This window comes from Faecalibacterium sp. I3-3-89 (assembly GCF_023347275.1).
GTDB lineage: Bacteria > Bacillota > Clostridia > Oscillospirales > Ruminococcaceae > Faecalibacterium > Faecalibacterium butyricigenerans.
The window spans coordinates 257,511-280,288 of the sequence record NZ_CP094468.1; the positions used below are offsets into that span (position 1 = coordinate 257,511).

The following is a 22,778-nucleotide window of genomic DNA, read 5'->3' on the forward strand; positions in this document are numbered from 1 at the left end:
GGTATACTATAGCAAACCGCAAATAAAATGGAGTTTATCATAACAGCAGGGGGGCAAAGAACATGAAACGACGTGATTTCTGCAAAGCGCTGGCTTGCAGTGCCGCTCTTGCGCCCGGGCTGACTCTGCCCCGGGCCGAGGCAGCCGCGAAGAACCAGACGGTGGGCCGCGCGGTGCCGTCGGGAAAATACAGCCTGTCGTTCCGCAGCGAGCTGAGCCAGATGGACATTGAGCACGAATATTACTACAGCGACAGCTTTTTTGCGCACTCGTCCCTCCAGTATGACCACCAGCTGGCGCTGGCCACGCTGGGCATGGTGGGCGCGGCATTCAATACATGGGTCAGCGAGGCGAAATACTGGGCCAACGGGGATGTGGGCCGCGAGAACAGCCTCGACGCGGCCTATACGAAGCTGGGCTACGGCGATGCGAAGTATCGTTACTACGACATCGATGTGGGCAAGGCCGGTGACTTTGTGGGCTGGTCCACCGCCCGCAAGACCATCACCCTGAATGGCAGGCGAACCACCATCGTGGCGCTCATCCTGCGGGGCGGCGGCTATGGCGGCGAGTGGGTGAGCAACCTGCACACCGGCGCAGGCCATGCCCACAGCGGCTTCATCATCCCGGTGAACGAGGTGTTCACCGATTTGAAAAATTATCTGGCCGCAGCCCAGAAGGCGGGTGGACTGGGCCTTGTCAAGCTCTGGATGGGCGGCTACAGCCGGGGCGCTGCGGTGGCGAACCTTCTCGCCGCCCGCCTCAACAAAGAGCTGCCCGGATTGGCGCGGGAGGACGTCTTCGTCTACACCTTTGCCACGCCGGTGGCCCTCGGCCCGCAGGACTACCCCAACCTGCAGCAGGACTACGACAACAACCACAACGCCGACGGCACCCTGAAGGAGAGCTGGGGCGAGAGCAATATCTTCAACATCGTCTCCAGCGGCGACATCGTGCCCTGCCTGATGCCCGAGGAATGGGGCTACCACCGGAACGGCAACGACCGCTTCCTCCCCTCCACCCGGAACGAAGAGGAGCTGAACGACCTCAACGAGATGGGCAGGAACGATTTCGGCCCCGTGCCGCTGGATTTCAGCTGGCTTGCCACCAACGAAGAGACCCACGAGCTTATGCTCAAGATGGAGGAATATTTCATCTCCCGGGAGAACTACCACGAGAACTACGAGGCGGCCCTGATGGACATGATCCAGTGCACCTTTATCCGCTCGGAGGAAGAGGTGACGGAGAACAAGATCCTCGACGACGGCGAGGTCATCCAGCGTCTGCGCACCCTCACCCACCTGAAGAACATGGACTACTGGAAGATCTCCCACGCCGTCTGGGCGGCGTCCACCATGAGTCGTGCCGTCCTCAAGCGGGTCGATACGGGCAGCATCCCCATCCGTGCCCAGCAGATCGTGGTGCCGGTGCTGGCCGTGGGCCTCTGCTACGGCCTTGAGAGCGAGGCGGTGAGCCTCATTGCAAAGTACATCCTGATGTTCGTGTCGATGCGGAGCGCCCCCGACAATGCGATCCGTGCGGCGTTCTGCCACCACTTCGAGAACTACACCGCCCTGATGGAGTATTACGCCCCCTCGGAGCACTGCATGGAAGCCACGACCCGCACCTGAGGCCCGGACAAGAGCAAAACAGAAAAACGGACAACGATTTTGGGTCGCTGTCCGTTTTTTGTTATGCCGAAATTTCTTCGGCGTCGGTCATGATGAACCAGAACACGGTGCCCCTGCCCACCGTAGAGTGGACGCCGAAGCGGAAGCCGTGCTGCTGGAAGATGGCTTTCGTGATGGAGAGGCCGAGGCCGGTGCCCTGTTTGCCCGCGTCGGAGCGGGAGCGGTAATACCGGTCAAAGATATAGGGCAGGTCTTCCGCCGAGATGCCGGGGCCGTGGTCCTCTACCTCGACGCGCACCCCCTCGGGGCAGCGCAGCGCCCGTAGCACGAAGATGCCGTCCTCGCCGATGTGGTGCATGGCGTTGCCCAGCAGGTTGTGCAGCGCCCGCTGCATCATGTCGGGGTCGGCGCAGACGGGCAGCTCTTCGTCGGGCAGCTCCAGCTTGAGCTGCCAGCCGTTCTGGGCACAGACGGCGTCGTACCGCTCGCTGACCTCGTCGCAGAGCTGGCCCATGTCGAAGTGGACCTTCTCACACTTGAGCGCACCGCTGGTCACTTTGCTCAGCTCCATGACGCTGGACACAAGGGCTGTCAGGCGGTCGGTCTCGTCCACGATGATGTTCATCTGCTCGTCGCGGTGCTTCTTGTCGTCGCCGGTCAGGTCGCGCACCGTCTCGGCGTAGCCCTTGATGAGGGTCAGCGGGGTGCGCAGGTCGTGCGAGACGTTGGCCAGCAGGTCGCGCTGCATCTGGGAGGCGTGCTGGACCTCCTTCGCCATGTGGTTGAACTCCTGCGCCAGATCGCCCAGCTCGTCGTTCCGCACCGAGTCCACATGGACGGCGTAGTTGCCCTGTGCCACCTGCCGTGCGGCCCCGGAGAGGGCGCGCAGGGGCTTTGTGAACCATTCGCTGAAGAGCCACGCCGCCGACATGGAGAAGGCGAAGATGAGGGCCGCAGCCAGCGGCAGGACAGTGCTCAGCACCTTGCCGGCCTCAGCGACGTGCATGAGGCTGGTGGTGACCAGCACGGTGTAATTTCCGTCGGCGGTCATCCGCCCCACCATCAGCTGCACCGAGCCGGAGGGCGAAGGGGGATTGATCTTCCGCACCACCGCGCCGCCGCTCTCCCGGCAGAGCTGGCGCATGGCGCGGGCCGTGGTGTAGGCCGCCTTCTCGTCGGAGGAGTCGGTGGGGCGGGTGCGGTGGAGGTTGCAGTAGGAGAGGTTGTCCACCTTGAAGATCTGCCGCAGGGTGGTGTCGGAGATGTCGATGCAGAAGCTGCTCATCCCGCCCATCTCGAAGATGTCGTCCCGCAGCGAGTTGAAGAAGGTGTTGTTGACGTAGAGCTGGCTGCCGAAGGCCCAGTAGGACAGCGTCTCGCCCCGCTCGATGGCCTCATCCATCCGGGCGACGATGGCCTCGGCCTGCTCGGTGAGCTGCTTCTGGATATGGGTGGTGTAGAGAGGCTCCAGCAGCTGGGTGCTCAGGAACCAGAACAGCCCCACCAGCAAAAAGCAGATGAAGCAGAGAAAGCCCATGAGCTGGCCCCGGATGCCGATGGTGCGCCGTGTCTTGCTCGTTTGCCGCATGAAGAGCAGAACCTCCGCTTAACGCGCCGCGTCGGGGTCGAACTTATAGCCGATGCCCCAGACCGTGGCGATGTAGCTGCGGCACTTGCCCAGATGGCCCCGCAGCATCTTGACGTGGGTGTCCACGGTGCGGTCCTCGCCGAAGTAGTCGTAGTTCCACACCTTCTGCAGGATCTTCTCCCGGCTCAGGGCGATGCCCTTGTTGGAGGCGAGGAAGACCAGCAGGTCGAACTCCTTGGGGGTCAGGCTCACTTCCTCGCCGGAGACCTTGACGGTGTGGCTGGCCGTGTCGATGGACAGCTCGCCGAAGGTCATGGTGCTGTCGGAGGCTTCGGTGCGGGGCATGGTGCGGTTGAGCACTGCCCGGACGCGGGCCACCAGCTCCCGGGGGGAGAAGGGCTTGACCACATAGTCGTCGGCACCGCCCTCGAGGCCCGCCAGCTTGTCGTACTCCTCGCCGCGGGCGGTCAGGATGATGACGGGGGTGTTGATGCGGCGGGTGCGCATCTCCCGCAGGCAGGTCATGCCGTCCATGAAGGGCATCATCAGATCGAGGATGACCAGATCATAGCCGCCGCCGGACAGCAGGGACAGGGCGGCAGAGCCGTCGCCGGCCTCCTCGCAGGTGTAGCCCGAATATTGCAGATTTTCCCGGATCAGCTCCCGGATGCGCGGCTCATCGTCAACGATCAGAATTTTTGCCATAAGGCATTCCTCCTCATAAGCTTATATCTCTCAAAGCGCCGGGACGGCTCAGATGCAGCCCGGCGGAACTGGATACGAAGTCTGATTCTATCATACCCTATCAATTAGGAATTTCTGTGAATTTTGGGTAGATTTTTTGGGAAAACATCCCAGCCCGGGCATAAGGGGCGTGTCAAGTCCAGCACCGTCTTGGAAAAAAAAACGAAGTGTGCTATACTACAATGATAAAAGCAACACCCAAAATCTGACACAGCAAAGGAAAACTGTTCATGCGCATTGGATTTGTAGAGCTGGTACTGCTCCTCTTCATCGCATCCCTCACGGTGGGGCCGAACGTGGCCCTTTTCGTAGACCGGTGGCTCCGCCGCGCCCAGCGCACCTCGGCGGCAGCGGCCCGCCGGAAGGCCCAGCTGGAAGCACAGGCCGCCATCGAGCGGGAGGCTCTGCTGACCCGTTTCCGGGTGGCCAGCAATGTCTTTGCCCTGCTGCTGCTGGCGGCGCTGGCCTACGGCCTGCTGCTGCGGCCCATCGAGACGCCGCCGAAAGCCTACACCGTCCCGGATGTCCGGCAGGACACCGGCGCGGCCCGGACGGAGCTGTCCGCCGACAGCAAAGATGGCTGGAAGCTGGGGGACTATCTGGGCGTGGACTGTGTCCGCACACAGGACGGCCTTGTCTACGCTGCGGCCTACGACGGTGCATCAATGAAAAAGCGGAAAAGCGATCTGGTCCGCACCGACGGCGGGCACGATGCGGCCATCCTGTCCGTGGAGGGGGAGCTGACAGGTTTTGCCTTTGACGGAAACGGGGATCTGTGGCTGACGGTCGTGACGCCCACCGGCGGGACCCTCTGCCGTGCCCGGCATGACAGCTGGGGCACCTCGGTGGAGCCGGTGGTCACCCAGCTGGACGGCGCACCGCTGGGTGCGCTGTCGGCGGTGGAGGCCGGCCCGGACGGAAAAGTCTATTTTGCCGCCGCGGCGGAGACCAGCGTGAAAAACGGGCTGGAAGGTGCGCTGCGCACCGAGCTTCTGGCCCACACCGGCACGGGCTGGGTCTACGTCTACGACCCGGCCGACCGTTCGGTGCAGCGGGTGCTGGGGGGCATCGCGGGCGCGTCGGGGCTGGCCCTCTCGGAGGACGGCGGGACGCTCTATGTCTCCGACCTCGGCAGCCGCTGCGTCTGGGCCGTGGACGCCGACGCCCGGGAGCTGACTGCCGGGGGGAAGAACTGCAAAAGCTTCCTTTCCGGCCTGCCGGGCTACCCCGGCGCACTGGCGCTGGACGAGGACGGCATCCTCTACGTCAGCTACCGCTGGGCGCGCAGCAACTGGCTGGAGAAGAACGCGGACCGCACCCTGCTGCGGAGCATCGCCCTGCGGGCCGGTGAAAATATGCAGCAGAAGCTGTTCGGCCTGTCGGCGGACGCGCCCTGCGCCGAGGCGGTGGATACGGCGGACGGCAGCTGGGAGCGGACCTTCACGGGCCGGGAGATGGACGGCTGCACCGCAGTCTGCCCGGCGGGCAGCAAAGTGTATTTCGGTGCGGCAGGCTCTGCCAGCCTGCTGTCGGCAAGAGTGTAAACGAGGTGTTTTTTATGACGGAAGAGTTCAAAAAGCAGATCGAAAACGAGGCGCGGCAGGCTGTGACCGAGCTGCTGGCGCAGGCAAAGCTGAAAAAGGGGGATGTCTTTGTGGTGGGCTGCTCGTCCAGCGAGATCGTCGGCGGGCACATCGGCAAGAATTCCAGCCTTGAGGCTGCACAGGCGGTCTACGCGGGCATTGCGCCGGTGCTGGCCGAAAACGGGATCTGGCTGGCGGCACAGTGCTGTGAGCACCTCAACCGGGCCATCATCCTCGAGCGGGAGGCCGCCGGGAAATACGGCTGGGAGGAGGTCTGCGTCGTGCCCCGCCCCCATGCGGGCGGCAGCTGGGCCACCACCTGCTGGAAGCAGTTCCGTGACCCCATCGCCGTCGAAGAGATCCGTGCCCACGCCGGAATCGACATCGGCGGCACCCTCATCGGGATGCATCTGCGCCGGGTGGCCGTGCCGGTGCGGCTGAGCCTTTCGAAGATCGGCGAAGCGAATATTCTCTGCGCCCGCACCCGCCCGAAGCTCATCGGCGGCGAGCGCGCAAAATATACCGAGGAGGATTGAGCTTTATGGCAGAAAAGAATCTGGACGAGATGCGGGAGGCCGTAGAGGCCATCCGGGAAAAGATGGCCGCAGCGGCCCGGGAGGCGGGCCGAGACCCCGCCGGGGTGCAGCTCTGTGCGGCCTGCAAGACCCGCACCGCCGACACCGTCGCCGCCAGCGCGGCCCTTGCCATCGACGTCTTTGGCGAAAACCATGTGCAGGAGCTTTGCGCAAACTTCGACGCCGGAGCCTACTGCGGCAAGCCCAGCCACTTCATCGGCCATTTGCAGACCAATAAGATCAAGAAGGTGCTGGGCCGGGCCAGCCTCATCCAGAGCGTGGACAGCGAGCACCTGCTGACCGCCATCGAGAAGGAGGCGGCCAAGGCCGGTATCGTGCAGGATGTGCTGCTGGAGGTGAACATCGGCGGTGAGGCGTCCAAGTCGGGCGTCTCGCCGGAGCAGCTCTGGCCCCTGCTGGACGCTGCTGCCGCCGAAGAGCATATCCGGGTCAAGGGCCTGATGGCCATTCCCCCGGTCAACGACGACGATGCCCAGAACCGCCGGTATCTGGCCGAGGTGTACCGGCTGTTCGTGCAGGCCGGAGAGCGCGGCTACGCCAACGTGAAGATGGAGACCCTCTCCATGGGCATGAGCGGCGATTTCGAGAATGCCATCCGCGAGGGCGCGACCCTCGTGCGCATCGGCACGGCCATCTACGGCGAGAGAGATTATAGTAAGAAATAAACGGCTTTGCCCTCTCCGTCATTGCTTCGCAATGCCACCTCTCCCAAAGGGAGAGGCTTGGAGCTTGCCGGTAGGCGAAAGGCTCTCCCTTTGAGGAAAGACTTCCCCCGGCCGGGGGAAGATGTCGCGCAAGCGACAAAAAGGGGAGTCTGTCACCGAAGGTGACTGAGAGGGCAAGCCCGCTATAAAAATTGGAGGAACTATGCAAAACGTCAAAGACCCCGCAGCGCGGCATACCAGCAGCGGCGCACTCATCCGGCGCTTCCTGCCCTATCTGGCAAAGTACAAAATGACCCTGTTCATCGACCTGTTCTGCGCGGCGATGACCACCCTGTGCGACATCATCCTGCCCAAGATCATGAGCACCATCACCAACTCCGCCATGGGCGTGGGCATCACCCTCACGGCGGGCATCGTGCTCAAGCTGGCGGCGGTGTACTTCGTGCTCCGCATCATCGACGGCGCAGCGCAGTATTTCATGTCCGGCATCGGCCACATCATGGGCGTCCACATCGAGACGGATATGCGCCGGGACGCCTTCGACCATCTGCTCAAGCTCGACCACACCTACTACAACAACACCAAGGTCGGCACCATCATGGGCCGCATCACCAACGACCTGTTCGATGTGACCGAGTTCGCCCACCACTGCCCCGAGGAATTTTTCATCGCGGGCATCAAAATTATAGCCTCCTTCCTCATCCTGTGTCAGGCCAGCGTGCCCCTGACGCTGGCGGTGTTCGCCTGCGTGCCCCTGATGGGCATCGTGTCCGTCAAGCTGAACCAGCGCCTGCGCGCCCGGTTCCGCCAGCAGCGCATCCAGATCGGTGAGCTGAACGCCACCATCGAGGACAGCCTGCTGGGTCAGGGCGTCGTGAAGGCCTTCGCTGCCGAGGACGAGGAGCGGGAGAAATTCGCCAAGGGCAACAAGGATTTTGAGCACATCAAGACGCTGGGCTACTACGCGATGGCGGCCTTCAACACCTCCACCCGCCTGTTCGACGGCCTGATGTATCTGGTGGTCATCCTTGCGGGCGGCCTGTCGCTGGTCTATGGGAAGATCACCGCCGGCGACCTCGTGGCTTATATGCTCTATGTCACCACCCTCATCGCCACCATCCGCCGCATCGTGGAGTTCGCCGAGCAGTTCCAGCGGGGCATGACCGGCATCGAGCGCTTTGCGGAGATCATGGACACCCCCGTCACCATCAAGGACGCCGAGGATGCCAAGCCCCTGCAGCCCGGCCCGGGCGCCATCCGGTTCGAGGACGTCAGCTTCGAGTACCCCGACGACCACAACAAGGTGCTGCACCATGTCAGCCTCGACATCCGGGCCGGGGAGCGTCTGGCGCTGGTCGGACCCTCCGGCGGCGGCAAGACGACCCTGTGCAACCTCATCCCCCGCTTCTACGAGGTGACGGGAGGCCGCATCCTCATCGACGGGCAGGACATCCAGCACGTCACCCTCAAGAGCCTGCGGGAGGACATCGGCATCGTCCAGCAGGAGGTCTACCTCTTCAGCGGCTCTGTGGCGGACAACATCGCTTACGGCAAGCCCGGCGCGACCCGGGAGGAGATCATCGAGGCGGCCCGTCTGGCGGGCGCAGAGCGGTTTATCCGCGCCCTGAAGGACGGTTTCGACACCTATGTCGGCGAGCGCGGCGTCAAGCTCTCGGGCGGCCAGAAGCAGCGCATCGCCATCGCCCGGGTCTTCCTGAAGAACCCGCCCATCCTCATCCTCGACGAGGCCACCAGCGCCCTCGACAACGAGAGCGAGATCCTGGTGGGCCAGAGCCTCGAGAAGCTGGCCCACGGCCGCACCACCCTGACCATCGCCCACCGCCTGACCACCATCAAGGACTACGACCGCATCCTCGTGCTGGGCGCGGAGGGCATCGAAGAGTCCGGCACCCACGACGAGCTGCTGGCCAAGAAGGGCGTCTACTACCGCCTGTGGAACCAGCTGCCGGGGGAAGATACGTTATAATTCCTGATAAAATAAAAGGGGCTGCTGCAAGCAACCTCTCCGTCACGGCTTCGCCGTGCCACCTCCCCTATCGAGGGGAGGCTTTGGCAGGGCGGAAAGCCTCATCTCTTCGCCAGAGGCTCCCCTACAAGGGGAGCTGTCGAGCGACAGCGAGACTGAGAGGTTGTACTTTGCAGCGGCCTCTTATTTTTATCGATTGAAAAAGAAAATATCAGTCGCCCACGATGAGCCGCACTGCGCCGTAGATGCCGGCGTCGTTGCCGAGGCTTGCGGCCTTGATGGGCGTCTCGCGGCAGGACTTGAAGGCGTAGGTCTTGTAGTGCTCCACCAGCGGGTCGAAGAGGACATCACCTGCGCGGGACACGCCGCCGCCCACAAGGAACATCTCGGGGTCGGTGGTGGCGGCGATGGTGGCCAGAGCCATGCCGAGGGTGTCAGTCATCTCGTCCACCTCGCGGGCGGCGAGAGCGTCGCCATTGCGGGCGGCGTCGAAGACGTCCTTGGCCTCAAAATCCCTGCCGCGCAGGACACAGTCAGCGTCGGGATTCTCGTCCAGCAGCTTCTTCATGCAGCGGACGACGCCGGTGGCGCTGGAATACTGCTCGAGACAGCCGTGCTTGCCGCAGCCGCAGGTGGCCGTCTCGTGGCGGTTGACAGTGATGTGGCCGATCTCGCCGCCAGCGCCGTGTGCGCCGTCGATGACCTTGCCGTTGACGATGACGCCGCCGCCCACGCCGGTGCCCAGCGTGACCATGACGGCGCTGCGGCAGCCCTTGGCCGTGCCCATCCAGATCTCACCCAGAGCGGCGACGTTGGCGTCGTTGCCCACCAAGACCTTCATGCCGTCCAGCAGGCCGGACAGCTGGGCCGAGACGTTCCGCTCGCCCCAGCCGCCGAGGTTGGCGCAGATGATGGGGACGACGCGGCTGTCCAGCACAGGGCCGGGCACGCCGATGCCGACGCCCTCCACCTGCTCGGAGGGAATCTCCTTCTCGGCCATCTTGGCGTGGATGGCGTCGGCCAGATTTTCGAGGATGTGCTCACCGGCGTTCGAGGTGTCGGTGGGGACTTCCCACTTTTCCAGCAGTGCGCCCGAGGTGGTGAACAGGCCGACCTTGGCGGTCGTGCCGCCGAGGTCGATGCCGAATGCGTATTCTTTCATGATTCATTTACCCCTTTTTCTGCGGCGGTCGTCCGCCGTTTTTAGCTGACAACAGTATAACATACTCCGGCCCAAAAGAGCAGAGGGCGGGCCGGATTTTATGCAATCGGACGGAAATGGACTGCGATTTTTGGCAAAATCGCAGAAAGGAAGCGCGGATGCAAAAACTCCCCGCCATGCACGCTGCACAGCGGGGAGAAAGAGGGAGGAAGGGGCAGAGTTCAGAGAGCCGAGTAGCCGAAGCTGTTCACCAGCGCGTCGATGTGCTGGCCCGCCTTGCACATGGGGCAGTCGCGGCTGTCGAAGCTGGCGTAGTCGGGCAGGCTGGAGGGGTCGAAGATGGATGTGACCGGGATGCCCAGACACTCGTGGGTGGTAGCGAAGATGGCCGACAGGCCCGCCACAACGCCGCCGTAGTAGTTGACGGCCTCGATGGCCGCCTGCGCGGTGTAGCCGGTGGTGATGGAGGCAGCCAGAATGAGGACGTGCTTGCCCTTGACCATCGGGGCGAGGTTGTCGCGGAGGATGATCTGGCTGCCGCTGGTGTACTCGGGGGTGATGACGTAGATGGTCTGGTGGGCGTTCATATTGGCGAAGCCGTCCTTGGTCAGCTCGTTGGCCAGACAGGTGCCGATGACCTGCGTGCCGTCCAGACAGAGCACGGTGTCCACGATGGTGCTGTGCTGATAGGCGGCCACCAGCTCCTTGGCGACAGCCTTGGCCTCCGAGAGGCGGGCTTTCTGGGTGGTGACGTCGATGTAGTAGTTGATGTGGCTGTGGCTGGTGGCGAAGTGGCCTTTTGCCACGCGCAGGAACAGACTGCTCTTGTTGGTGGGAAGTTTTACCATATTGATCATAAACTGCACACTCCTGTTCTTGTGAAATCAGGCAGGACGCCCATCCCTCAAAAGGAAACAGCGCGGCGGCACTTGCCCGGCCGCTGCGCTCCCCGGTTGGTATGCCCTTATTGTAGCAGGAAAAGCCCCCTGTGCACAAGACATAAAACCACTAAAATTCTTTGCCCTGAATTTAGCATATCGACGAAACAGGGCGAACAAAAACGCCCAAGGCGTGAGCCTTGGGCGTGGAGTGCGGAAATAAGAAATTATTCGAAGGTGACTTTTCCAGTGGTAGCATCGACCTTGGCGGTCATCTTCCAAGTGCAGAAAGCACGGGTGTAGCCGCTGTTGCCGCTGCTGGCCTGAATACGGGGCCAGTACTTGAACTCGACCTTGTCGTTGTTCTTAAGAGTAACGCCGGTAACAGTAATATCGAAATCCTGTTCACCGTCATCAGTCGTCAAATCGAACTTTCCGCCAGAAGAGCCTGCACCCTGACGCTTGACAGTGATGGCATTGTCCAGATAGTCTACGTCATCCTTGCTCTTGCCAGTACTGTTTACAGTAAGCTCGAAGTTACCCCTAGTCACGCAAAGAGGAACCTTGTCCGTAGTGCACTTAATGTTGATGGTGGTCTTGAAAGTACCGTTATCGAATGTGGGCGCATCCTTCATCTTGAAGGTGCCCATCAGCTTCAGGGTGCTGCCGATTTTACCGGTCTTCTGGTACTCATCCTCACCACAGCCGGTCAGCAGGCTGGAACCAGCCACAGCCACAGCAGCGGCGGCGCTGTACTTCAGGAAAGAGCGGCGATTGAATTCTAAGGACATGATCGTTCCTCCTTTATGTAGAAACACAGAAATCATTGTACTGCCCCGAAGGGCGTCTTGCCTATACAATAGGCGAAAAATGAGCAGATGTCAATGGTTTTCACAAAATTTTGTGGGGAAAGATCTGCCCGTGGGACGGAATTTCGTCCGGGAAAAACGCCTTTAGGCCTGTGCAATATCGGAAGAGCTGAGGGTGAAGGTCAGGCTCTTGTTGGCCACGAAGGTGGGGACGAAGGTGACGTTCAGCTTCTGCCAGCCGGTGGGGACGCAGCAGATCAGCTCAATGTAGCCGGAACCCTGCGGGGGCAGGTTGGTGGACTCAGAGAAGCTCTGGGCGTCGGCGTTGTAGAGCTGGATGTAAGCGCCCACCTCGGCCTCGGCACCGTCACAGGTGGCGGTGAAGTCGGTGGTGGAGGCAGCCAGAGCGTGGAAATACTGGCGGGCGACGTCAATCTTGGTGGCCTCATTGTCCAGAGGGTAGGCCGCATCCAGCTCGGCGAGGTTCTGTGCGCCGATGTTGAAGGTGGTCGCGCCGGAGCGGTTGACCGCAGTGATGAGGACGGCGACGTACTCGTGGTCGGGCAGGTCGGGGGTGGTGCTCATGGTGAAGACGCTGGTGAGCTGGACACCCAGATTGTTCCAGTTGCTGACCTTATCGCCCACCTTGACCTCGATGGCGTCGCTGGTGCTGGAGCCGCAGCCGCCCAGCATGGCAGCAGCGCCCAGAGCGGCGGCGGAAGCGCCGGTGCACTTGAGGAAGGTGCGGCGGGAAATCTTATTGGACATGGATGTGTCCCTCCTTGAAATCGTTTTATGAATAAAAAAGCACGATGAAAATGTTCTGTCTTGTTTATAACATTTTTTGCACGCAGATGCAAGCAAAACAGAGCAGAATTTACACTAGTTTCACAGAGAGTTAAGTGCGGTCCTCGCCGGTCAGCTCCCGGGCGCGGGTCTCGCTGGTCTTGACCAGATTGAGCAGGCTGGGCGTATACAGCGGGTATTCCCGGGTCAGGCTCTCGGTGGTCATGGCGAGGCAGGACGGGTCGGCTACGCCCTCGCCGCCGGGCAGCTCTTCTCCGGCCAGCAGGGCCTCCACGTTGGCCTGTGCGGAGTGCATCACGGCATCGGAATAGCCGGGCCAGCGCCGGGCGTCCACGCTGAACATACTGGGGGCGTTGTGCGGCTCGGCAGAGTAGAGCAGCCGGAACATCTTGGCCACGGCGGTCATCAGGTAGGCGCTGACCTCGGTGGTCAGCGCTTTGCTGTGGCACTCGCCGATCTTGGCGTAGAGCACGTTCAGGCTGTTGGAGATGAGCTTCTTGTTCATGGTGGGAAGGACGCTGCCATGGTAGACGTTGTCCTTCATCTTGTCGGGGTTGGGGATGTCCTCTGCCGAGAGCATCATGCCGTTGCGCTCTGCCGAGCGGCCCAGCAGGTAGTCGCAGGAGACATTATAATAATCGGCGACCCGTACCACAAAGTCCAGGCCGCACTCCCGGATGCCTTTTTCATAGTGGGAAAGCAGGGCCTGCGAAACGCCCAGATCCTCTGCCGCCTGTTTCTGGGTGATGCCGCGCTCCTTGCGCAGCAGTTTGATGATACGATTGAACTCCATGATGTTTGGCTCCTCAGATAAAAGATGGGACTTCCTTGATTTTTGGTTTACAGCACGTTGATTATACACAATGGAAAACGACTTGTAAAGCGAAAAAGTGACGGATTTTCCGCGATAATTTCGGTGTTTTTGTCAAAGGGGTTGCTCTTTCCACCATATCTATGTTAAACTAAAGCCTGACGGCATACATTTTGTGTCTGAGGATGCCGGGAATTTTAGCAGAAAAGCAAGATTTGTGCGAACCAGCACAGTACAAGATAGCTCACAAGAGGTGTTTTTGCATGAAAACCTTTAAGCTCCATCTCATCCGCCATGGCCTGACGGCCGGTAATTTACAGGGCCTTTACATCGGCAGCGGAACGGACATCCCCCTGTGCGACGAGGGCCGCGCCCAGCTGGCCGAGCTGAAGGAGCGGTTCGAGTATCCGCAGGTGGATACCGTCTTCTCCTCCCCCCTGATGCGCGCCGTGGAGACGGCCAACATCCTGTTCCCGAATGCCACCCACCAGTTCTCGGTGCACGACCTGCGGGAGGCGGGCTTTGGCGTCTTTGAGAACCATCCCGTCAAGGAGCTGGTGAAGAACGAGGACTTCAAGAAGTGGATCACCCCCGGCTCGGGTTTCGTGCCGGAGGGCGCAGAGCCTACCGAGCAGTTCCACGCACGCTGCGCGGAAACGCTGCTCAAGCTGTTCGAGTATATGATCCGGATGGACGTCACCGAGGCTGCCTGCGTGACCCACGGCGGCGTCATCATGAGTATGCTGAGCCAGCGCGCCCTTCCCTCCCGCCACCCGGAACAGTGGATGGCTGACCCCGGCTGCGGCTACACCGTCCAGACCGACGTTCAGCTCTGGATGCGCGACCGTCTGGTGGAGGCCATCGACATCGTGCCCTTCGGCTACGCCGACACCCTGCGCGGTCAGGCCGAAGCAGAGGAGAACGAGGCCTTCGAATAAGACTGCACCCGCTGCCGCCCGGCGATTTTGACGCCGGGCGGCATTTTTGCGGCTTTTTGGTACAAGATCGGCAAAGAAAATGCAAAATCTGCGGCAGAACCCGTCCAGACTCTTGACAGGGCGCAGAGAAACCGATACTCTATAAAGTGAATGATTTTTCTCGCTGCAAGGAGGAGTCCCCCATGTCTCAGTCCCTTTCCCGCCGGTCGTTCCTGAAATGCGCCGGTTCGGGCGCGGTCAGTCTGGCCGCTGCCCTGCTCACAGGTGTCTCGGCGGCTGGGGCACAGCCCCGGGCCGTGGGTCAGCCTGCCCTGCTGGACGGCAAGGCGGCGGTGGAGCTGCTGGGCTATGCGCCTGCGCCCGGGCTGAACGGGGTGCTGGTCTACCTCTCGGTGGAGAACCTTTCGGCCCGCACCCTGCCGGTGGGGGCAAGCTACCTCCACAGCCGGGACGTCTCCACTCTGAACGAGCTGTACAGTCTGGACAGCGGCGTCACGGCCCGCTGCGGGGGGCAGAGCATCCCCTGCGGGAGCTTCGCGGCCCCGCTCTATGCAGAGAACGCTGCCGACGCCTCGGCCTTTACCCTGAACCTCGCCGCCGGGCGCGGCGCGATGCTCCACTGCTTCTGTGCCGTCCCGGGCGAGTGGGAGACACTGGAGCTGAGCTATCGCCCCGCCTTTGCCGCCGGTCAGCCGGTGGAGTTCGTGGTGCGGCGGGATGCCGATGCCGTCCGGCTCGGCCCGGTGCCCGCTGCGCCGGGAGAAGTGGGGAGCGTAGTGGACCTGTGAGGCGGACGCTCTGCTTCTGCGGACAACAAAAAATGAGACAGGTTTCCCCGCAAAGGGGCTGCCCGTCTCATTTTTGTTTTAAGAAGCCTTAGTCCTCGTCTTCCTCGTCCTCTTCGTCGCCTTCCTCCGTGCGGGGCTTGTAGAAGATGCCGCTCAGGAAGGTGCTGACAAAGTAGAGCAGGACCATCGGGATGGCTACCATGCACTGGGAAACGATGTCCGGCGGGGTGACGACGGCTGCAACAAAGAAGATGAGCACGATGGCAATGCCGCGGCCCTTCTTCATGAGCTGGGGGTTCGCAATGCCCATCTTGGCCAGAATAATGGTGACCAGAGGCATCTCGAACACGCAGCCGAAGATGATGAACATGGTCAGACAGAGGCTGACGTAGCTCTCGATACTGGTGGTGGTCTGGATGTAATCGGCGCCCTCGATGCCGGTGCTCAGGAACTGGAGCATGAAGGGCATCATGAGCTTGTAGGCGAACATCACGCCCACCACGAAGAGGGCCAGACCCAGCAGGATGACCAGCTTGAGGAAGAAGGTCTCGCTCTTCTTCAGGCCGGGCTTTGCAAAGGCGTACACCTGATACAGCGCCACCGGCACCGTAACGACCACAGCCGCCAGCAGGGAGACGCGGAAATACTGCATCAGCTTTTCCTGCGGGGCGATGGACACGAAGGTGTAGAAGCCCTGTCCCATCGCGGTCAGCAGGTCGATGAGGCGGTCGGCGTAGGACAGTGTGACCACGACCGCCACCACGAACACCACGGCGCAGACGATGAGGCGGTTGCGCAGCTCTTTCAGGTGGCCCGTCAGCGTCATGTTGCCGTCGTCAGCCATGACTTCGGCCTTTTTTTTGCGCTTTACGTTCGTAGCCACAGATTACTCCTCGTCGTCCTTCTTCTCAGTCTTGGTCTCGGCCTTTGCAGTGGTGGTCTCGGCCTCGTCGTCAGACTCCTCCATGCCCTTCTTGAAGTTGTTCATGGTCTTGCCGAACATCTTGCCCAGCTTCGGCAGGTTCTTGGGTCCAAAGATCAGCAGGACGACGACCAGGATGATAAGCAGCTCGTTAGTACCAATACGCATAATAATGATCTCCTTTTTACTTTGCCGCGCCGCGAGGCGGGCTGATTACGATGTATAAGGCAACCGCGGGCGCGGGTGCATCGGTGTGGATGTTCAGGCCTTTGCCTCTTCGGCGGGTGCGGCCTCGGCAGCGGGTGCGGCTTCTTCGGCCACAGGAGCTGCCGCAGCGGGGGCGTCGGCCTTTTCCTCGGCCTTCACAGGCTGCTCAGCCGTCTCAGCGGCGGGAGCCTCAGCAGGAGCCTCCTCGGGCAGCTCTTCGACCTCCAGCTCGGTGACTTCCTCCGGCTGCTCGGCCTTGGCGGCTTCTTCCTTGCTGGTCTTGCCGATGCCGGTGAAGCTCTTGGTGACGTCCTTCACGCTGTTGTCGATGTCCTTCTTGATGTCGGTCAGGGGGGCGACTGCCTCCTTGAGGGGGGCCTGAATCTCATTCAGAGGCTCCACGACATTCTTCTGGATCTCCTCGGAGGCAGCGCCGGTGTACTTCTTCAGCTCACGCAGCATCTTGCCCAGCTTCTTTGCGTAGACGGGCAGCTGGTCGGGGCCGATGAAGACGAACGCGATGACCACGATGACCACGAGTTCCAAAAAACCAATTTTCATATCTTCTGATTCCTTTCCTTTGCCGCCCGGGCGGGGCAGCAGCATGGAGTGTGCCGTCAGCGGCTTTTTGGCGCGTTGTGCGCCTTGGATGCCATACATATACCGAAGATGCATGAACGGAATATGAATTTAATATGAACTATTCGTGAATAAAAGGCTGGCTTACACAAAAACCAATTGATACGGTAGAAACTACAAAGAATAATACCGATTGGAATTGGAGGCACTCAGCGGACCGTGTTCGTCAGGGTGCCGATGCCCTCGATCTCGCACCGCACTTCGTCGCCCGGGACGAGGAAGCGGGGCGGGTCCATCCCCATTCCGACGCCTGCCGGGGTGCCGGTGGCGATGATGGTGCCTGCGCGGAGGGTCATGCCCTGCGACAGCTCGGCGATGACGTGGTCGATGTCAAAGATCTGAAGGCCGGTGTTGGAGTCCTGCCGCTTTTCGCCGTTGACGAAGCACCGGATGGGGAGCTTGGGCGGATAAGCCTCGAACTCATCCGCCGTGACGATGCAGGGGCCGATGGGGGTAAAGCCGTCGAGGCTCTTGCCGAAATACCACTGCTTGTGCGCGGTCTGGACGTCCCGGGCCGAGACATCGTTCAGGATGGTGTAGCCGAAGACGTAGTCTCTGGTCTGCCCTGCGGGAACGTCCTTGGCATCCCGGCCCAGCACGACGGCCAGCTCGCACTCGTAGTCCAGCTTTTTCACGAGGTCGGTGTGAGCCTCGATGAAGCCGCCGTCCGGCACGGCCCGGGTGACCCGCTTGGAAAAGTAGATGGCATCCTGATGCTGGGTGGCGAAGGCGTCGGCGGAGTATTTCTCGGCCTCGTCCGAATGGGCCATATAGTTGATGCCCAGACAGATGACATCCTGCGCCGGGGCGGGGATGGGGCTTTCCAGCGTGACGGCCTCGATGGGCAGGGCCGGGATGCCCGCGATGGCCAGCGAAAGCCCGGCCCGCACCTGCGGGGTCAGAAAGGGGATGGCGTCGGACAGAGTCTCGTAGGACAGGCCCAGCCAGCTCAGGGGCCAGACCTGACGGCCATCCGCCGACAGGATGGCCGGGTCTTCTACGCCGTCGGGCAGACGGCAGGTGATGAAGCGCATCGAAAAGCCTCCTTCTCAGTGCCGATAAGCGATGGCCTTCTGGATGCGGTCGGCCTCGGCGGGGCCTGCCAGCTGGCGCACCAGCTCCAGAGCGAAAGAAATGGCACCGCCAAGGCCGTAGCTGGTGGTGATGCTTCCGTCTACGACGACTTCCTCGTCGTGGACGATGGCACCGGCCAGCTTATCCTGAAAACCGGCGTGTGCGGTGGCGTTTTTACCCTCCAGCAGGCCGAGGCTGGCAAGGACGCTGGGGGCGGCGCAGATGGCGGCGACCTTTTTCCCGGCTTTGGCAAAGGAAACGCAGGTGTCGGTGACGGTCTTGTTCTCGGCGAGATTGGGGGTGCCCGGGATGCCGCCGGGCAGGACGACCATGTCCACATCGTTGTAGTCCACGTCCTCAGCCAGTGCGTCCGCGTTCAAGTGGATGCCGTGGCTGCTGACCAGCGCACGGCGGCCCATCGCAGAGGCGATGATGACCTCGACTTTGGCGCGGCGGAGCAGGTCGGCCACCAGAAGGGCCTCGCACTCCTCGGTGCCGTCGGCAAAAAACAGAACAGCTTTGCTCATAAGAACATCTCCTTATAGATCAACGAAAAAAGCGCACCGCAGGCGGGGCGTCCCCGGCCCGCAGTGCGCAGCGGTCAGTGAAAGATCATTCCTCAGCGTCAGTAGAGACGCCGTTTTTCTCCAGAATGCGGCGCAGGACGCTGTCGTCCCGGCTCAGCACCCGGCTCACACGGCTGATGATCGCGCTGGAAGCGCCGATATTGCCCATGATGCTGGTGTAGCTCTGCTTGCGCATGAGCTTTTCGGCGATGTTGTAGCGCTGCTCCATCGCGCTCAGCTCTGCATAGCTGCATACGTCCTGCAGGAAGCGGTAGCATTCCTCCGGCGTTTCAAGCTCCAGAAAAGCGGCATACAGGCCGGATTTTCCGGTCGGATGGTCCTTAGCCATATACAGTTCCTCCCCGGTCATTCATTGATGGTCGGCCCGCAGACGGGCACTTCAATACACTACTTTAGTGTAGTACAAATGCAGGAAAAATGCAATGGTCTTTTTCTTACAACATCCGCTCAAAGATCAGCTCGTTGCGGTCGATGCCGCCCTCGCTCTCGGCAGGGCCGAGGGAGCGGTAGCCCCGGGCCTTGAAGAACTGCTGCACAGGCAGGGCCTTGGCGTTAACGCCGCACCAGACCCGGCCCCGGCCCTCGCCCCGGGCCAGACGTTCGCAGGACGCCACGATGTCCCGGCCGATGGCCTTGCCCCGGTATGCGGGCTTGAGGTAGAGATGGAGCAGGTGGAGCGAGGTGTTTTCCATCTTCCACGCAAAATAGCCGATGAGCTGGCTGCCGAGGAAGACGAGGAAGTAGTTCACATCGTTGTCGATGTCCTCCTCGATGGCGTCGGCGCTCTGGATGCTCTCGACGAGGGCGTCCAGCTGCTTTGCTGGGAAGTAGCGCTTGTAGACCTCGTGCCAGGTCTCACTGGCGAGGTCGGCGGTCATGTGGATGTATTTGGCCTTGGCGACCAGCTTGTAATCGGGTTTCATAGTCCTCCTGAAAAGACAGCGCACCGCTGCGCATGATAAAGTTCGGTGGGGGAAAGCGGCTTATAAAGATAGTGTATCACATCCGGCCCCCGGGTGTAAAGCAAAAAGGCTGCCGTACCCCGCAAAGAGTACGGCAGCCTTGATGGCTTTTTCGACGTCCTTGGACGTGATGCGTTTTACAGCGCAGCCTTGAAGTCGTGATGAGTGGAGTTGTAACGGACAACTGCTTCCATCAGGGTGACAGGCCACAGCAGGACCTTGCCAACCATCTCAGCCGGCTTGACGCATACCGTCTCCATGCTGTCGATGCCGAACAGGATCAAACAAGCGATACCGCAGCCCAGAATGTAGTAATACATAGTCAAACCTCCTATATTTTCTCACAGGCCCGCCGGACGCAGGACCTGAAGCTCGTTGTTGAGGAGCGTTCTTTGCTCCTTTCAAGCTTACTATACACCGGTTTTGAAATAAAGTCAATAGCAGAAAACGTGAAACAAATTAAAGCGTTCTCTGAAATGCTATATCTATCATTAAAGTAAAGCATCAAAGTGAGCTTTGATTTATAAAAATAAAGTCATTGCCCTGAATTGGCCTTGCAGCAACTACAGAACGCCCCGGAACCGGCCCGAAACGAGCCGAAAACGAGGGCGTTGTTCTTGCTGTGGAGACAGCGCGGAAAGCGCCCCCGGCGGGCCGTTTTCATAATGTATACAAGTGTGCGCCGACGGCGGAACCCGGGACAGGGGGAATTCCAGCAAAACGGTCAAAATGTATAAAGAAATCGGAAAAGATTATGGAAAACTATTCTTGCTGCCCAAATGAAAATGCGCTATAATAGGGGCAGTAAAATCTACGCTGAAAGGAGATCGCAGTTATGGCAAAGGCATCGCAGGTCGTATTATCGGAAAATGAGTTTTACCTCATCAAGGCCCCCAATGGAAAGGTGCTGGAAGTAAAGAACTTCAACACGGAGAACGGCGCTGCGATCCGTCTGTGGGATTACGCAGGTCATCCATGGCAGCAGTGGAAATTCGTGGATGCCGGCGAAGGCCGCTGGCGCATCCAGAACCGTTTTACCGGGAAGATGATCGACCTTGCCCTCGGCGGCGTGGTGGAGGGCACATGGCTCCATCAGTGGGGACGCACCAGCGGCATGAGCCAGTGCTGGGCACTGGAACCCACCCGCAATGGCCGCACCCGCATCCGCAATGTGTTGGCCGACAAGTACATCGACCTCGTGGGCATGAACACCTCCAATGGTGCGCAGGCCCAGATCTGGAACTTCGTCTCGGGCGGCAATCAGGAGTGGAACCTTGAGCGTGTGGACGCCACCGCCCAGCAGACCCGGGCCAAGGCAGAGGAAGTACACGACCCCGAGCCGACGCCCTCCCAGCGCAAGCACCAGAACGACCTCGTCCGCAAGCTGAACAACGCGGGCAAGGGCCGGGCAGGCCGCAAGGCATGAACGCATGAAAACAGCGCCCCGCAGGGGTCATCTGCGGGGCGCTTTGCTGTAACAGTTTGATTCAGAGAAGAGGAAAAACGATGAAGCTTGGAGCCTTTATGGACCCGGAATACCCGATCTTCAGCACGACGCTGTGCTATCTGGAGCGGGACGACGCCTACCTGATGCTCCACCGGGTGAAGAAGGAGGACGACTACAACCACGACAAGTGGATCGGCGTGGGCGGCAAATTCGAGCGGTTCGAAAGCCCGGAGGACTGCCTTCTCCGCGAGGTGAAGGAGGAGACGGGCCTAACCCTGACCCACTGGCGCAGCCGGGGCCTGCTGACCTTCATCTGGGGCAATATGACCGAGTTCATCCACCTCTACACCGCCGACGAGTGGACGGGCGAGATGATGCAGGGCGATGCCTGCCGGGAGGGCGTGCTGGAATGGGTGCCGAAGGAGAAGGTGACGCAGCTGCCCATCTGGGAGGGCGACAAGATCTTCTTCCGGCTGCTGAACGAGGAATGCCCGTGGTTCTCCCTCAAGCTGGTGTACGAAGGGGATACGCTCCGGCAGGCGGTACTGGACGGAAAACGAGTGGTATAAACAGAAAAAAGCCTGCGGCGGCAGGCTTTTTTGCTTGTTCAGTTCAGCTTCAGGTCGCCGTCCTTGATCCAGCCAAGCTTGCGCTCGATCTCGCAGAAGAGAACGCTGAGCACGGCGGGCAGAGCGAAGCAGATGAGGACGAGGGCGGCCCAGTCCATCGGGGTGATGGCGGCTTTGGTGCCGGCGGCAATGTCGTTGACCCAGCCGGTGTAGACGCCGATCTGGCCCACGAGGCCGCAGGTGCCCATGCCGGAGGAGACGGCTGCGCCGTTCATCTCCATGTGGAAGACGCAGGTGGCCAGAGGGCCGGTGATGGCGCTGGCCAGAGTGGGTGCGATCCAGATGCGGGGGTTCTTCACGATGTTGCCCATCTGGAGCATACTGGTGCCGAGGCCCTGACTGATGAGGCCGCCGACACCGTTTTCCTTATAGCTCATGACGGCGAAGCCGATCATCTGGGCGCAGCAGCCCGCCACAGCGGCACCGCCGGCAAGGCCGGTCAGGCCCAGCGCTGCGCAGATGGCGGCAGAGGAGATGGGCAGAGTCAGTGCGACGCCCACGATGACCGAGACGAGGATGCCCATCAGGAAGGGGGCCTGCTCGGTGGCCCACATGATGAGGGTGCCCACCTGACTTGCGGCGGCACCGATGGGGGCGGCGATGAGCATCGAGAGGCCGACGCCGGAGAAGATGGTCACCAGCGGGGTCACGAGGATGTCGATGCGGGTCTCCTTACTGACGGCTTTGCCCAGCTCAGCGGCCACGATGGCGATGATGAGGACGGCCAGAGGACCGCCTGCGCCGCCCAGAGCGTTGGAGGAGTAGCCCACCGTCACCAGACTGAACAGCACCAGCGGCGGGCAGTGGAGCGCCCAGCCGATGGCCACAGCCATGGCCGGGCCGCTCATGGCCGTGGCGTAGCCGCCCAGGTCCACCAGCGTCTCAAGCCCGGTCTGCTGGCCCAGCGTCTTGATGATGGTGCCGATGAGCAGGCTGGCGAACAGGCCCTGTGCCATCGCGCCCAGCGCCTCGATGAGGTAGCGCTGGGGGGTGATGACGATGTCCTTGCGTTTTAAGAAATCTTTTACATTTGACATAAAGATCTGCCTTTCCGTCATTACAGTTTCAAAAGGGCAGCAAAAGCTGCATGACCATCATAATACCATACACCTGTCAAGACAACAAGAGGAAAACGCAAAAATCCTGCCCGAAACTTGTCTTTTTTCTCGTCGGTGCAATAATGAGGCGGTCTGGGCCGTATTTCATACAGAGCATTTTTGGCAGTAGACGCCCCCCGCGAGACGCTCCGCAGGACGCACCGAAGGAGATTGACGGGAGCTTGCAGTTGGGTGTATACTATAGGTGTGCAAATAGCACTTCCGGC

25 protein-coding genes are annotated in these 22,778 nt (G+C 61.0%); 9 read left to right on the forward strand and 16 right to left on the reverse strand.

What is annotated here, in order from left to right:
* Nucleotides 1-62 precede the first annotated feature (62 nt).
* Entirely contained in the window at nt 63-1,631 is a 1,569-nt protein-coding gene (locus MTP38_RS01230; RefSeq protein WP_249233995.1) for a lipase family protein, read from the forward strand.
* Between the two features lie 61 nt (nt 1,632-1,692).
* On the opposite strand, the gene MTP38_RS01235 is transcribed toward MTP38_RS01230, so the two are convergent.
* Together MTP38_RS01235 and MTP38_RS01240 are read right to left on the reverse strand one after the other, a co-directional pair.
* Nucleotides 1,693-3,219: a sensor histidine kinase gene (locus MTP38_RS01235; RefSeq protein WP_249233996.1), complete on the reverse strand. Its 1,527-nt coding sequence runs from the start codon at nt 3,217-3,219 to the stop codon at nt 1,693-1,695.
* Nucleotides 3,220-3,237: 18 nt separating this feature from the next.
* Nucleotides 3,238-3,924: a response regulator transcription factor gene (locus MTP38_RS01240; RefSeq protein ID WP_227620687.1), complete on the reverse strand. Its 687-nt coding sequence runs from the start codon at nt 3,922-3,924 to the stop codon at nt 3,238-3,240.
* Nucleotides 3,925-4,193: 269 nt separating this feature from the next.
* Here MTP38_RS01240 and MTP38_RS01245 point away from each other — a divergent pair, with 269 nt between their 5' ends.
* The 4 genes from MTP38_RS01245 to MTP38_RS01260 all read left to right on the forward strand — a co-directional run bounded on the left by MTP38_RS01245 (nt 4,194) and on the right by MTP38_RS01260 (nt 8,794).
* Nucleotides 4,194-5,507, forward strand: a complete 1,314-nt coding sequence (locus tag MTP38_RS01245) for an SMP-30/gluconolactonase/LRE family protein (RefSeq protein ID WP_249233997.1) — start codon at nt 4,194-4,196, stop codon at nt 5,505-5,507.
* A gap of 14 nt (nt 5,508-5,521) precedes the next feature.
* Nucleotides 5,522-6,082 carry a TIGR01440 family protein gene (locus MTP38_RS01250; RefSeq protein ID WP_249233998.1) on the forward strand — a complete coding sequence of 187 codons (561 nt, stop codon included), beginning with the start codon at nt 5,522-5,524 and terminating at the stop codon, nt 6,080-6,082.
* A 5-nt stretch (nt 6,083-6,087) separates the two neighbouring features.
* Nucleotides 6,088-6,807: a YggS family pyridoxal phosphate-dependent enzyme gene (locus MTP38_RS01255; protein ID WP_227620690.1), complete on the forward strand. Its 720-nt coding sequence runs from the start codon at nt 6,088-6,090 to the stop codon at nt 6,805-6,807.
* 202 nt (nt 6,808-7,009) lie between these two features.
* Entirely contained in the window at nt 7,010-8,794 is a 1,785-nt protein-coding gene (locus tag MTP38_RS01260; protein WP_249233999.1) for an ABC transporter ATP-binding protein, read from the forward strand.
* 211 nt (nt 8,795-9,005) lie between these two features.
* On the opposite strand, the gene MTP38_RS01265 is transcribed toward MTP38_RS01260, so the two are convergent.
* From MTP38_RS01265 to MTP38_RS01285, 5 genes are all read right to left on the reverse strand, one after another.
* Nucleotides 9,006-9,956, reverse strand: coding sequence for an ROK family glucokinase (locus tag MTP38_RS01265; protein WP_249234000.1), 951 nt, complete (start codon nt 9,954-9,956; stop codon nt 9,006-9,008).
* A gap of 221 nt (nt 9,957-10,177) precedes the next feature.
* Nucleotides 10,178-10,813 (reverse strand): phosphoribosyltransferase, encoded by a 636-nt coding sequence (locus MTP38_RS01270; RefSeq protein WP_249234001.1) that lies wholly within the window; start codon nt 10,811-10,813, stop codon nt 10,178-10,180.
* A 248-nt stretch (nt 10,814-11,061) separates the two neighbouring features.
* Complete coding sequence (locus tag MTP38_RS01275) at nt 11,062-11,625, reverse strand: twin-arginine translocation signal domain-containing protein (protein WP_227620694.1); 564 nt, start codon at nt 11,623-11,625, stop codon at nt 11,062-11,064.
* Between the two features lie 162 nt (nt 11,626-11,787).
* Nucleotides 11,788-12,411 carry a twin-arginine translocation signal domain-containing protein gene (locus MTP38_RS01280; RefSeq protein WP_227620695.1) on the reverse strand — a complete coding sequence of 208 codons (624 nt, stop codon included), beginning with the start codon at nt 12,409-12,411 and terminating at the stop codon, nt 11,788-11,790.
* Between the two features lie 130 nt (nt 12,412-12,541).
* Nucleotides 12,542-13,243 (reverse strand): helix-turn-helix domain-containing protein, encoded by a 702-nt coding sequence (locus tag MTP38_RS01285; RefSeq protein ID WP_249234002.1) that lies wholly within the window; start codon nt 13,241-13,243, stop codon nt 12,542-12,544.
* Between the two features lie 281 nt (nt 13,244-13,524).
* Between MTP38_RS01285 and MTP38_RS01290 the strand changes: the two genes are divergently transcribed.
* Nucleotides 13,525-14,199 (forward strand): histidine phosphatase family protein, encoded by a 675-nt coding sequence (locus tag MTP38_RS01290; protein WP_249234003.1) that lies wholly within the window; start codon nt 13,525-13,527, stop codon nt 14,197-14,199.
* A gap of 182 nt (nt 14,200-14,381) precedes the next feature.
* The gene (locus MTP38_RS01295) at nt 14,382-14,987 is read left to right on the forward strand and encodes a Tat pathway signal sequence (protein WP_227620698.1); all 606 of its coding nucleotides are present in this window, start codon (nt 14,382-14,384) and stop codon (nt 14,985-14,987) included.
* A gap of 88 nt (nt 14,988-15,075) precedes the next feature.
* On the opposite strand, the gene tatC is transcribed toward MTP38_RS01295, so the two are convergent.
* The 8 genes from tatC to MTP38_RS01335 all read right to left on the reverse strand — a co-directional run bounded on the left by tatC (nt 15,076) and on the right by MTP38_RS01335 (nt 19,698).
* Nucleotides 15,076-15,870, reverse strand: coding sequence for a twin-arginine translocase subunit TatC (tatC, locus tag MTP38_RS01300; protein ID WP_249234004.1), 795 nt, complete (start codon nt 15,868-15,870; stop codon nt 15,076-15,078).
* Between the two features lie 3 nt (nt 15,871-15,873).
* The gene (tatA, locus tag MTP38_RS01305; protein WP_227620700.1) at nt 15,874-16,077 is read right to left on the reverse strand and encodes a twin-arginine translocase TatA/TatE family subunit; all 204 of its coding nucleotides are present in this window, start codon (nt 16,075-16,077) and stop codon (nt 15,874-15,876) included.
* Between the two features lie 93 nt (nt 16,078-16,170).
* The gene (locus MTP38_RS01310) at nt 16,171-16,677 is read right to left on the reverse strand and encodes a twin-arginine translocase TatA/TatE family subunit (RefSeq protein WP_249234005.1); all 507 of its coding nucleotides are present in this window, start codon (nt 16,675-16,677) and stop codon (nt 16,171-16,173) included.
* Nucleotides 16,678-16,904: 227 nt separating this feature from the next.
* A complete protein-coding gene (locus MTP38_RS01315) occupies nt 16,905-17,789 on the reverse strand; it encodes a fumarylacetoacetate hydrolase family protein (protein WP_249234006.1) in 885 nt (294 codons plus the stop codon).
* A gap of 15 nt (nt 17,790-17,804) precedes the next feature.
* Nucleotides 17,805-18,356, reverse strand: coding sequence for a DJ-1 family glyoxalase III (locus MTP38_RS01320; protein WP_249234007.1), 552 nt, complete (start codon nt 18,354-18,356; stop codon nt 17,805-17,807).
* 85 nt (nt 18,357-18,441) lie between these two features.
* Nucleotides 18,442-18,744, reverse strand: coding sequence for a YerC/YecD family TrpR-related protein (locus tag MTP38_RS01325; RefSeq protein WP_227620704.1), 303 nt, complete (start codon nt 18,742-18,744; stop codon nt 18,442-18,444).
* A 106-nt stretch (nt 18,745-18,850) separates the two neighbouring features.
* A complete protein-coding gene (locus MTP38_RS01330; protein WP_249234008.1) occupies nt 18,851-19,339 on the reverse strand; it encodes a GNAT family N-acetyltransferase in 489 nt (162 codons plus the stop codon).
* A gap of 176 nt (nt 19,340-19,515) precedes the next feature.
* Nucleotides 19,516-19,698 (reverse strand): hypothetical protein, encoded by a 183-nt coding sequence (locus MTP38_RS01335; RefSeq protein WP_227620706.1) that lies wholly within the window; start codon nt 19,696-19,698, stop codon nt 19,516-19,518.
* Nucleotides 19,699-20,213: 515 nt separating this feature from the next.
* Between MTP38_RS01335 and MTP38_RS01340 the strand changes: the two genes are divergently transcribed.
* Both MTP38_RS01340 and MTP38_RS01345 read left to right on the forward strand, forming a co-directional pair.
* Nucleotides 20,214-20,804, forward strand: a complete 591-nt coding sequence (locus MTP38_RS01340) for an RICIN domain-containing protein (RefSeq protein ID WP_227620707.1) — start codon at nt 20,214-20,216, stop codon at nt 20,802-20,804.
* An 80-nt stretch (nt 20,805-20,884) separates the two neighbouring features.
* Nucleotides 20,885-21,394 (forward strand): NUDIX hydrolase, encoded by a 510-nt coding sequence (locus tag MTP38_RS01345; RefSeq protein WP_249234009.1) that lies wholly within the window; start codon nt 20,885-20,887, stop codon nt 21,392-21,394.
* A gap of 38 nt (nt 21,395-21,432) precedes the next feature.
* On the opposite strand, the gene MTP38_RS01350 is transcribed toward MTP38_RS01345, so the two are convergent.
* Nucleotides 21,433-22,491, reverse strand: a complete 1,059-nt coding sequence (locus tag MTP38_RS01350; protein ID WP_249234010.1) for a PTS transporter subunit IIC — start codon at nt 22,489-22,491, stop codon at nt 21,433-21,435.
* Between the last annotated feature and the right edge of the window lie 287 nt (nt 22,492-22,778).